This window comes from uncultured Clostridium sp., assembly GCF_937920395.1.
Classification (GTDB): domain Bacteria; phylum Bacillota; class Clostridia; order Clostridiales; family Clostridiaceae; genus Clostridium_AD.
This window is the reverse complement of the sequence record NZ_CALEVF010000269.1, coordinates 1-11,412: the sequence shown is the minus strand read 5'-3', so window position 1 is coordinate 11,412 and position 11,412 is coordinate 1. Positions and strand designations below refer to the sequence as shown.

The following is an 11,412-nucleotide window of genomic DNA, read 5'->3' as shown; positions in this document are numbered from 1 at the left end:
AAATCTACATTATTTAATAAATTAGCAGGTAAGAGAATATCAATAGTTGAAGATACACCAGGCGTAACAAGAGATAGAGTGTATGCGGATGCAGATTGGTTAAGACATAATTTTACAATAATTGACACTGGTGGTATAGAAGTTGAAAGTCAAGACATCATTTTAGCTCAAATGAGAAGACAGGCACAAATAGCTATAGAAACAGCAGATGTTATAATTTTTATAGTAGATGGTAAACAAGGACTTACAGGTTCAGATTATGAAGTTGCACAAATGTTAAGAAAAAGCAAAAAGCCAATAGTACTTGTAGTAAATAAAATAGATCATTTAGAACTTGAAGCAAATGCTTTTGAATTTTATAATTTGGGAATAGGCACACCAGTAGCCATTTCAGCAACTCAAGGGTTAGGCCTTGGAGATATGTTAGATGAAGTAGTAGTGCATTTTGATAGTGTTTATTCAAATACAGAAGATGCAGAATATATTCAAGTTGCAGTGGTAGGTAAACCAAATGTTGGTAAATCATCACTTATAAATAGAATGCTTGGAGAAGAAAGAAATATAGTAACTGATATAGCAGGTACTACTAGAGATGCTATAGATAGTAAATTAGAAACTGAAGAAGGAAAGTTTGTTCTTATAGATACTGCAGGAATAAGAAGAAAAAGTAAAGTAGAAGATGGCATTGAAAGATATAGTGTTATTAGGTCACTCGCTGCTGTTGAGAGAGCTGATGTGGTTATACTTATGATAACTGCTACTGAAGAATTAAGTGATCAAGATGAGAAAATTATAGGGTATGCTCATGAAATGAAAAAAGCAATTCTAGTTATAGTGAATAAATGGGATTTAATAGAGAAAGATACTAAAACTATGCTTGAGTTTAAACAGAGAATCCAAGCGGGCTTAAACTTTATGGCATATGCACCATATTTATTTATATCTGCCAAAACAGGTCAAAGAGTACATAAGGTATTATCATCTATAAAAGAGTGCTATGATAATTATTCAAAAAGAATTGGTACAGGTATATTAAATGAGGTTATAAACAAAGCTGTGCTTATGAACGAGCCTCCAACAGTAGCAAATAAAAGATTGAAAATATTTTATGTTACTCAGGTAGATTCTAAACCACCAACATTTGTGTTCTTTGTAAATAATGCTAACTTATTACATTTTTCTTATCAAAGATATTTAGAAAACCAATTGAGAAACAGTTTTGAGTTTAGTGGAACAGGTATAAAGCTTATATTTAGAGAAAGGAAGGAATAAAATGTCTAAGGTTGCTTTTGTAGGCGGAGGTAGTTTTGGTACTGCATTATCCATAATGCTTGCGAAAAAAGGGACTAGTGTTAACATCTGGGATAGAAAAATCAGTGTTATTAATGATATAAATATAAAGAGAGAAAACATTAAATATTTACCAAGTATTATAGTACCATCAAAAGTAACAGCATCTATTGATATAGAGAAGGTTATAAATGATGTCGATATAATTGTGTTATCAGTTCCATCACATGTTATAAGAACTATAAGTAAGATGATAAGGCCATATTTAAAACCGAATCAAATTATAGTTAGTATTGCAAAAGGAATCGAAGAGGGTTCATTAAAAAGAATTTCAGAGGTTATAGAAGAAGAAATTCTAGGTAACCCAATTGTTATACTTTCAGGTCCTAGCCATGCGGAAGAGGTTGCTTTAGATATACCTACAACAGTAGTAGTCACATCTAAACAGATGGAATGTGCAATGATTGTTCAAGATATTTTTATGACTAGTAAATTTAGAGTCTATACCAATGAAGACATTATAGGAGTAGAAATTGGTGGAGCAGTTAAAAACATTATTGCGTTAGCTGCAGGAATATCTGATGGTATAGGTTATGGAGATAATGCTAAAGCTGCACTTATGACAAGGGGCATGAATGAAATTATAAGAATAGGTACTAGGCTTGGTGGCAGAATAGAAACATTTTATGGATTAACAGGTATGGGTGACCTTATAGTAACTTGTACAAGTATGCATAGTAGAAATAGAAAAGCTGGAATTCTAATTGGGAAAGGTGTTCCAATGGAGAAGGCTTGCAATGATATAGGTATGGTAGTTGAGGGTATAAAGGCTATAAGAGCTTTTTATGAACTTAAAGAAAAAGAAAAAGTTTCTATGCCTATAACAGATGTATTATACAAAGTACTATTTGAAGGTAAAGATCCTAAATATGGAGTATATGAATTAATGTCAAGAAATAAAAAAAGTGAGTTTTAATTGTATTAAGTTATTAAAGGCAATTCACTAAAAAACAAAAAAAATCCAATTTTTATTAAGAAATTAATAAAAATTGGATTTTTTTATATTTTTTTTAATCATTAGTAATAATTTAATGAAATCTAAAGTATATTTATATTGATAATAATAAGTAGTGGGAGGTATATATTGGATAATTTTGATATATATAAAGATATAGCGGAAAGAACACAAGGAGATATTTATGTAGGTGTAGTGGGACCTGTGCGAACTGGGAAATCCACATTTATAAAAAGATTTATGGAGCTTATGGTAATTCCTAACATAGACAATCCACATAAAAAAGAAAGAGCAAAAGACGAACTTCCTCAAAGTGGTTCAGGAAAATCAATTCATACTACTGAACCTAAATTTGTTCCAAATGAGGCAGTAGAGATTGAATTTGATGGTGGTACAAAGTTTAAAGTTAGAATGGTTGATTGTGTTGGTTATATTGTTAAAGGAGCTCTTGGATACGCAGAAGGTGAAGTATCTAAAATGGTTAATACCCCTTGGTATGATCATGAAATTCCATTTGAAGAAGCAGCAGAAATTGGAACAAAAAAAGTAATTAATGAACATTCAACTATTGGACTTTTAATAACAACTGATGGTTCTATTACTGGAATTGAAAGAAACGAATACTTAGAAGCTGAAGCAAGAGTGGTAGATGAGCTTAAATCAATTAATAAACCTTTCATAATGGTTTTAAACTCTAGTAACGCAACTTCACCTGAAACAATAGCGTTAGGAAGAGAACTAGAAGAAAAATATGATGTGCCAGTTCAAGTTATGGATGTTATAAACATGAATGAGAATGATATATCTAATATATTTCAAAGGGTTCTTAAAGAATTCCCAGTTAAGGAAATTAACATAGATATGCCAGAATGGATAGAAAATCTAAGTTCTAAACATTGGGTTAAAGTTAATTTTATGAAAGTTTTACAAGATATGTGCAAGGATATTTTTAAAGTTCGTGATATAACCAAATCTTTACTAAGTTTTAAGGAAGTTGATTTTTTGGAATCGGCAAATCTTGATGAAGTAAACATGGGAGAAGGTACAGCTAGAGTCAAAATAATTCCTGAACATGAATTATTTTATAAAATACTTGGTGAGACCTGTAATTGTGAAATCAAAGGTGAAAATGATTTATTAAAACTAATGGGAGAATTCTCAAAAGCAAAAGTTGAATATGATAAAATTGCAGGTGCATTAAAAGATGTTCGTGAAAAAGGCTATGGATTAGTAGCACCACAGCTTTCGGAAATGACATTAGAAGAACCGGAAATTGTTCAACACGGTGGTAGATATGGAGTTAAATTGAAGGCATCGGCACCATCGCTTCATTTTATTAAGGCTGATATACAAACAGAAATATCCCCTATTATGGGTACTGAGAAACAAAGTGAAGATTTCTATAAATCCATTTTAGATCAATTTCAGAATGATAAATCACAAATTTGGCAGAGTAATATGTTTGGTAAGTCTTTAGAAGTATTAGTTAAAGAGGGTCTACAAAATAAATTATTTAAAATGCCTGATGATGTTCAAGTGAAAATTCAAAAGACCCTACAAAGGATTATAAATGAAGGTAATGGTAGTTTAATATGTATTATTTTATAAACTGTAGTACAATGTATCATTTTTGATGGTAATGGGCTGAGTATCATATAAGAGGTTAGTTAAATTTTATCACCATACCATCAAAAGCCTGTAACCGAAATGGTTGCAGGCTTTTAATATTTAGTAGAGTTAAGAAAACTTATAATACGTAATATATATACTATGAATTTAGTGTACAATAAGGTAAATACATTAATAATTTGTTGCTATGTAAGAAGTATAATTTAATCGGAGGTTTAAAAGTGTTAAATAAAGATGTTAAAGAGAGTTTAATTAGAGAAGGAATTCATAAAGATGCAATAAAAGCATTAGATGAGAAAGGTAAATGTTTATTTGATATAAATAGTACTAGAGATGTTTGTTTTGAATTAATTGACGTGGGGGTTAAGTTTAGTTGTGAACAAAGTATTTTAGATGATGGATTGTATTTAATAAAAATATTATAATACATATTAAAGTAAAAAAACCAATAAATAACTCTTTTAATTTAGAATAAAACATGATAAAATAAGAACAAACGTTTGCGAGGTGATATGATGGACGTAATGAGAAAACTTGAGATATTATCGAATTCAGCAAAGTATGACGCTTCTTGTTCTTCAAGTGGTTCTAATAGAAAGAATACAAAGGATGGAATTGGGAATGCAGCATCATCTGGAATTTGTCATTCGTGGACACAGGATGGTAGATGTATTTCACTGCTTAAAATTTTGTACAGTAATAAATGTATATATGATTGTAAATACTGTATTAATCGTTCTAGTAACGAATTAGAAAGGACAAGCTTTACACCTAAAGAGATAGTAGATTTAACTGTAAATTTTTATAGACGAAATTATATAGAAGGATTATTTCTTAGTTCTGGTGTAGAAAGAAGTCCGGATTTCACTATGGAGAATTTAGTTAAAATAATAAAAGAATTACGATTAGTCCATAAATTCAATGGATATATTCATGTAAAAGCTATTCCTGGAGCTGATCCAAAACTTATTTATGAGGCTGGACTATATGCTGATAGGATGAGTGTAAATATTGAACTTCCTTCAGAGAAAAGCTTAAAGCTTCTAGCACCGCAAAAGAACAAAGCGGACATTTTAAAACCTATGGCCCTTATTAAACATAGTATAATGGAGTCAACTGAATATAAGAAGAGAGGGTTTAAGGCACCTAAATTTACACCGGGTGGTCAGAGTACACAGATAATGGTCGGAGCAACTAATGAAAGCGATTTAAGCATCATTAGCCTTACAGAGGGTCTATATAAGACCTTTGGACTTAAAAGAGTGTATTACTCTGCTTATGTACCAGTGATGCAGAATGTAAATCTGCCAGCAATTCAAACAACACCGCCACTGCTTAAAGAACATAGAATGTATCAGGCAGATTGGCTTTTAAGACACTATGGATTTAAAGCAAGTGAATTATTAGATGACATAAACCCTAACTTTGATACGGATTTAGATCCTAAAGCATTTTGGGCATTAAATAATTTAGATAAATTTCCAGTAGAGGTGAATAATGCTGCATATGAGACCCTTCTTAGAGTGCCTGGAATAGGAGTAAAATCTGCATTTAGAATCGTAAGAGCAAGAAGGCTTTGTAATCTTTCATACGATAACTTAAAAAAACTAGGAGTAGTACTTAAAAGAGCTAGGTTTTTTATAACTTGTAGTGGAAAATTTTATGGTGACAAGAGTATGGAGAGGTTGGCTCTTAAAAGTCATCTATTAGATCATGAAAGTTTTGATAGGCCACAGCAAATAAGCTTGTTTAATCTAAGGAGTGATTTATTTGCTTAGATATATTTATGATTCCACCTTTGATGGATTCTTATCTGTTATATATAATTGTTATTATAATAAAATGCCTGATTGTATAGAGAGAGATGACAGGTATACATTCAATTTATTATTTGATGATAATATCATAATAAGTGATCCAGTTAAATCCAATAAGGTATCAAAAGCTATAGTTCAGAAAATATCAACAGAAACATTAATTCATGTATATCAATCCTTTTTATCTGAGGTTCAAGGTATAGAATTAAAATTGCTCAAATATATACAATTAGGATTCAAGATAGGTAGTACAGTTAATGATTATATGGTAAATGAATTTGTAAATGAGATACAAAAATATTCTAGAAAAGTAGGTGCTGAAGCCCACAAGTTTTTGGGATTAGTTAGATTTCAAGATTTTAATGGCATATTATATGCAGCAATAGAACCAACATATAATGTGTCAGAGCTAATTGCAAATCATTTCAAGGAAAGACTTGCAAATGAAAAGTGGATAATTCATGATGTTAAAAGAAAATTTGCTATAGCCTATGAGAATAATGAATGGATGATTAGGGAATTTAAATTTAAGAAACTAGAAAGTTATGAAGAAGAGGAATTGTTTTATCAAAACTTATGGAAGATCTTTCATAAAAGTGTTTCAATAAAAGAAAGAAAGAATAATAGATTACAAATGCAGAATATGCCTAAGAAATACTGGAATAATCTAATTGAAATGAAATAACACTTTGGGAATATCAGGACATTTTTCTTATATTTTATTGATTGTTTTTAAAATGACTAAAATCATGATATAATGTATATGAGTATATTTACTAAATTACTGTTAGTTAAAGGAAGGAACGATTATTATGAAGAAATCAGAAGAATACATACAGGTTGAAAGTCCTATTATAGGTATGGAAAAAAGAAAAAAAATGATGGAAACAATTTACAAGACATTAGAAGACTTAGGTGCTATTAGTAAGGAGACAGCAAAAACTAGTAAGGAGATACACGAGTGTATTCCTGATGAACCTACAGTTAAAGACATAGATACTGGTAAAAAGATTAAGAAGGTACAATTGAATACACCTTCATTTGTTGGTTCACTTTCAGGAGTTATGTCTAAAGCAAAAATAATAGGAAAAGTGTATAGTGTAGAAAAACAGGAAACTACATGGTACATTAGGGGTAATAAAAATAAAATTAATGATATAGACCCTAGAGATATGTAATATAAATAAAAAAACAAGTCTTAAATCTAAGACTTGTTTTTTTATTTGTTAAATCTTCATCTTCAATTTTGAAATGTCGTTAAATTTCTTCAGTTTCTAATTTAAAACCTTCTATAACTATGTCATCCTCAATTTCGATAAGTAGGCATCTTCTACCATCCTTGTTTCTTACCTGCTTAATAGAGTTAAGATCCTTCGGAGTTAAAGTTATATTTGCTATTTCACTAGTGATTTTAATTGATTTAGAATTGAATTCGGGTACTATATTATTTGTTTTAAAATTATAGTTACTACCACAAGTTTCTTCAAATGCAGTTTCCACATCAGAGATGATCTCTGCACCGCAATTATTAAGAATGTTTTTTACATCAGTAACTCCAAGTATTGGGGTTTCACCGTCGGTTGCTTGCTGCGCTAATTCATATATATTAGCATAGATATCTTGCATAAGTTCAGGTTTTATTTTATCTCCAATTATAGATTTTAATATATCCCCAAAGCAATTTTTTTCATCTTCAGCAGTAAATTTGAACCCGCAGTTTAGAACATTTTCTATAAAATATGTATTTAATTCCTTAGGTTTTGAAGCATAATATACACACTTATTGAAATCTGAATAACCATTACTAAGACTAGGGAACATAAACCCCTCTAGTGGAGAATTAAGATTAATAACTGAATCTAAAACTGAATTTGCTTTAAATTCTTTATCAGTATAATCAAATTTTAGAGTTCTTTTTGGAATATCTATTTTATTTACACTTGATAAAATAAAATCAAAAGCGTTCATTGAATCATGGATACTTTCATCAATATCATTATGCTTATGGCTTGACCCTATATAGTACTCAGCTTTTATGAATGTAACCACTATATCAGTTTCATATCTATAGTTAGCTGTAATTTTATTAATGATTTTATTAATATGAAGCTCTATTTCATCTTTAGTTTTTGATTTTAAAGCGTTGGTTAAAAATTTCTGAGTATTATCGTCATCTTCAACATTTTGAAAATCTAATTCAAATATTTTAGTATCAATTGCACCCGTGAGCACCTTTTTAAAATTTCCAATAAACAATTCTTTTTTATCAACATCCATCCTATCGAAGTAATCAAACTCTGAATGAATAACAGGTTCAAAATCAATTTGTACATTATCTTTTTTTAGATAAACACTATAAATTTCTTCTATTTTTATCATACCATTGTCTAATTTAAATTCTTTTCTTATGTCTGAAAGCTCTTTTTTATTCATCATTAACCCTCTTTTCGTTGTTGTTTTATATTGAAATTATACCACGTGGCTTGATTAATTAATAATTTTTTACAAACCAATCAATTAATTTTTTACCTATACTTATACTGTCTGGAGTTATAGGCATTTCATTTGGACTATACCAGTTAGCATGGCTGATTTCCTCTCCATCCACATTTATTTCTCCACTTGCATATTCAGCAGTAAAGCCAATCATTATAGAATTAGGGAAAGGCCAAGGTTGATTACCAAAATATTTAATGTTCTTTACAGTAATTCCAGTTTCTTCTTGTACCTCACGAATAACACATTCCTCAAAAGTTTCACCAACCTCTACAAATCCAGAAACTACACTATATAAGTCCTTAGGAAATTGAAGGTTATGAGCAAGAAGTAGTTTACCTTCACGCACAACGGCTACAATTATGGCGGGTGATATTCTAGGATAATTTGAAAGGGTACATTTTGGACATTTTTTAGCCCTTTCTCCATCCACATTTTGAGTTAATGTTCCACATCTTCCACAATATACATGATCATTATTCCAATTTACAACTTGAATTGCTCGACCACTAATCCAAAATATGTCTTCAGATAGTTTGTGGGTTAAATCTTTAAGATTCATATAAATCATGAAATTTGGGATAACAAAATCTTCATTTATTTCTCCACAATAACAATTCTTACTGTTTATAGAACCGAGATATTGAACTTTATCAAATTCTAAATTTTTTAATTCATTCATAGTTGGTATAATTGCTATATTATTATCTAGTTTCACAAGTAAATTATTATTGCAAAACAGAAAATATAAATCTTCATTTGTTTTGGGTAAAATTGAAACTACCCCTGGAATATAGTTTGTGTTATTTTCTTCTTTACGCATTAGTATCTTATCTCCAATCTATTGTTATAGCATACCTATTTAATAAGTAGAATATGTTATTCAATGGCCATATAAATATCATGTAATTATATCATATATGAATATGATTTGATATTTAAAAGAAAAAAATGTAAAAGTTTTCATTAACAATATAAATATCAGCATATATTGTTAATGAAAATAAATTTTAAAATAGTATCAAGCCAAGTTAAACTATAATTAAATATAGTTTACATACTTATAATTATGTAAACTAATTTAAAAATGTAAACCAATTATGAATAAATATTTACTAACATAAATTCGAAATAGTAAAAATATATATACTATATAACTTCTTTTTATCATCTTATTTGGTATAATTAAATTATATTGTAAATAGTTATTATTTTTACTGCTTTAGAAGTAGTAAATCAATTATAAGGAGGTTTAATATGATACCTACACCACATATTGAAGTGAAACAAAAGGGGATTATTGCAAATACAGTATTAATGCCAGGAGATCCATTACGTGCAAAATTTATTGCTGAATCTTTTTTAAAAAATGTTATTAAATTTAACACTGTACGAAACATGTTTGGATATACAGGTACATATAAGGGACGTAAAATTTCTGTAATGGCTAGTGGTATGGGTATGGCAAGTATCGGTATCTATTCGTATGAGTTATTTAATTTTTATGATGTAGAAAATATTATACGTATTGGTTCTTGTGGTGCGTACACTACTGATTTAAAATTGTATGATGTAATATTATGTACTGAGGCTTGGAGCGAATCTACGTACGCAAAAGTTCAGAGTGGATATGATAAGGATACTATTGACTCATCTTCTTTGCTTAATGAAAAGTTAGAAAAAATTGCAGATGATTTAGGAATTCTGTTACATAAAGAAAAAGTTCATTCTTCTGATGTATTTTACAGTAAAAATATTGATAGTTATAAGGAGATTTATGAAAAGCACGGTTGTACTTGTGTAGAAATGGAATCTTTTGCTCTATTTAGTAATGCAAAAGTATTAAATAAGAAAGCAGCTTGTTTATTAACAGTATCAGATAATTTAGTAACTCATGAGTTAACTACATCTAAGGAAAGACAACAGTCTTTTACAAATATGATAGAAATAGCTTTGGAGATGGCAGAATAATAGCAAATCAATTATTTGTTTAGTTTGCAAAAATTTTAAAAACTGAATAGTATTAAATAAAAAAAATCCTCAATAAAAAGATATTGAGGATTTTTTTTAAAGGTCTAATTATAAAAGCTACTATTAATTTGAGACATGTTATATTATCTATAAAATGCAAGAGCAATTAATGAAGATATAAGGGCACTGCATGGAATAGTTAAAACCCATGCAACAAGTATAGTTCTCGCAAGGCTCCATCTAACTGCAGAGAGCCTTTTACAAGAACCTACACCCATTATTGCACTAGTTATAACATGAGTTGTACTAACAGGAGCACCTAATGCAGTTGCTGCTTGAATAGTAAGTGCAGCTGCAGTTTCAGCTGCAAATCCATCAATTGGCTCTAGCTTTATCATATTAACACCCATTGTTTTGATTATTTTCCAACCACCTATCATTGTACCACATGCCATTGATAATGCACACGCAATTTTTACCCACAAGGGTATGGCAAAGTTATTTGCATTTAAAAATCCACCAGCAATAAGAGCCATTGTAATAACACCCATAGATTTTTGAGCATCATTAGAACCATGGCTATATGCCATTAAAGCTGCAGAACAAATTTGTAATTTTTTAAACACACCATTAACTTTTTTATGAGTTGCTTTATGAAATAACCAAGTAAGAATGAACATAAATAAAAATCCAAACACAAGTCCAAATATTGGAGAAGATATAAGTGGAATTATTATTTTATCAAAAAAACCTTTCCAATTAACTACAGAAAAATCTAGTTTATGAGCAGTTATAGATGCACCTAAAAGTCCACCAATAAGTGCATGGGAAGATGAACTAGGAATAGCGAAATACCAAGTTATAAGGTTCCAAATAATAGCACCGACTAAAGCTATAGCTACAATTTGTGGAGTAGCTATACCCTTATTTATTATTCCTGTTCCAATAGTTTTTGCAACTTCTGTATGTAACATAGCACCGACAAAATTCAGCACTGCAGCCATTCCTAATGCTTGCATAGGAGTAAGTACTTTAGTCCCAATTACTGTAGCAATAGAATTAGCCGTATCGTGAAATCCATTTATAAAATCAAAGACAAGAGCTAAAATTATTACAAATAATATAATTGAAGAACTAAGCATATTTCATACCAACTCCTCGAATTTCATTTGCAAGTGTTTCACAAGCATCAAT

General features: G+C 29.7%; 11 protein-coding genes. 8 read left to right on the top strand and 3 right to left on the bottom strand.

What is annotated here, in order from left to right:
• The 7 genes from der to Q0649_RS17150 form a co-directional block, all read left to right on the top strand.
• Window positions 1–1,272 (top strand): ribosome biogenesis GTPase Der (gene der, locus Q0649_RS17180; protein WP_298844879.1); only part of this gene is annotated, 1,272 nt, incomplete at its 5' end.
• 1 nt (window position 1,273) lies between these two features.
• Entirely contained in the window at window positions 1,274–2,266 is a 993-nt protein-coding gene (locus tag Q0649_RS17175) for an NAD(P)H-dependent glycerol-3-phosphate dehydrogenase (RefSeq protein WP_298844878.1), read from the top strand.
• A gap of 168 nt (window positions 2,267–2,434) precedes the next feature.
• Window positions 2,435–3,913 carry a stage IV sporulation protein A gene (gene spoIVA / locus Q0649_RS17170; protein ID WP_298844877.1) on the top strand — a complete coding sequence of 493 codons (1,479 nt, stop codon included), beginning with the start codon at window positions 2,435–2,437 and terminating at the stop codon, window positions 3,911–3,913.
• A 242-nt stretch (window positions 3,914–4,155) separates the two neighbouring features.
• Window positions 4,156–4,359: a hypothetical protein gene (locus tag Q0649_RS17165; RefSeq protein WP_298844876.1), complete on the top strand. Its 204-nt coding sequence runs from the start codon at window positions 4,156–4,158 to the stop codon at window positions 4,357–4,359.
• A gap of 90 nt (window positions 4,360–4,449) precedes the next feature.
• On the top strand, window positions 4,450–5,712 hold the full coding sequence (locus tag Q0649_RS17160; protein ID WP_298844880.1) for a putative DNA modification/repair radical SAM protein: 1,263 nt from the start codon (window positions 4,450–4,452) through the stop codon (window positions 5,710–5,712).
• On the top strand, window positions 5,705–6,436 hold the full coding sequence (locus Q0649_RS17155) for a TIGR03915 family putative DNA repair protein (protein WP_298844875.1): 732 nt from the start codon (window positions 5,705–5,707) through the stop codon (window positions 6,434–6,436). Before Q0649_RS17160 ends, Q0649_RS17155 begins: the two co-directional genes overlap by 8 nt.
• A gap of 127 nt (window positions 6,437–6,563) precedes the next feature.
• Window positions 6,564–6,929, top strand: a complete 366-nt coding sequence (locus tag Q0649_RS17150; protein WP_298844873.1) for a hypothetical protein — start codon at window positions 6,564–6,566, stop codon at window positions 6,927–6,929.
• A gap of 79 nt (window positions 6,930–7,008) precedes the next feature.
• On the opposite strand, the gene Q0649_RS17145 is transcribed toward Q0649_RS17150, so the two are convergent.
• Complete coding sequence (locus Q0649_RS17145) at window positions 7,009–8,184, bottom strand: DUF4317 family protein (protein ID WP_298844871.1); 1,176 nt, start codon at window positions 8,182–8,184, stop codon at window positions 7,009–7,011.
• Between the two features lie 58 nt (window positions 8,185–8,242).
• Complete coding sequence (nudC, locus tag Q0649_RS17140) at window positions 8,243–9,070, bottom strand: NAD(+) diphosphatase (protein WP_298844870.1); 828 nt, start codon at window positions 9,068–9,070, stop codon at window positions 8,243–8,245.
• Window positions 9,071–9,504: 434 nt separating this feature from the next.
• On the opposite strand from nudC, the gene deoD reads away from it, so the two are divergent.
• Window positions 9,505–10,218, top strand: a complete 714-nt coding sequence (gene deoD, locus Q0649_RS17135; protein WP_298844868.1) for a purine-nucleoside phosphorylase — start codon at window positions 9,505–9,507, stop codon at window positions 10,216–10,218.
• A 143-nt stretch (window positions 10,219–10,361) separates the two neighbouring features.
• On the opposite strand, the gene Q0649_RS17130 is transcribed toward deoD, so the two are convergent.
• Window positions 10,362–11,360, bottom strand: a complete 999-nt coding sequence (locus Q0649_RS17130; RefSeq protein ID WP_298844866.1) for an inorganic phosphate transporter — start codon at window positions 11,358–11,360, stop codon at window positions 10,362–10,364.
• Between the last annotated feature and the right edge of the window lie 52 nt (window positions 11,361–11,412).

Bases quoted from the DNA above. Each gene is read 5' to 3' on its own strand.
- nudC (WP_298844870.1), bottom strand. From the start codon at position 9,070: ATGCGTAAAGAAGAAAATAACACAAACTATATTCCAGGGGTAGTTTCA.
- Q0649_RS17130 (WP_298844866.1), bottom strand. From the start codon at position 11,360: ATGCTTAGTTCTTCAATTATATTATTTGTAATAATTTTAGCTCTTGTC.
- Q0649_RS17150 (WP_298844873.1), top strand. From the start codon at position 6,564: ATGAAGAAATCAGAAGAATACATACAGGTTGAAAGTCCTATTATAGGT.
- Q0649_RS17160 (WP_298844880.1), top strand. From the start codon at position 4,450: ATGGACGTAATGAGAAAACTTGAGATATTATCGAATTCAGCAAAGTAT.
- Q0649_RS17175 (WP_298844878.1), top strand. From the start codon at position 1,274: ATGTCTAAGGTTGCTTTTGTAGGCGGAGGTAGTTTTGGTACTGCATTA.
- Q0649_RS17145 (WP_298844871.1), bottom strand. From the start codon at position 8,184: ATGAATAAAAAAGAGCTTTCAGACATAAGAAAAGAATTTAAATTAGAC.
- deoD (WP_298844868.1), top strand. From the start codon at position 9,505: ATGATACCTACACCACATATTGAAGTGAAACAAAAGGGGATTATTGCA.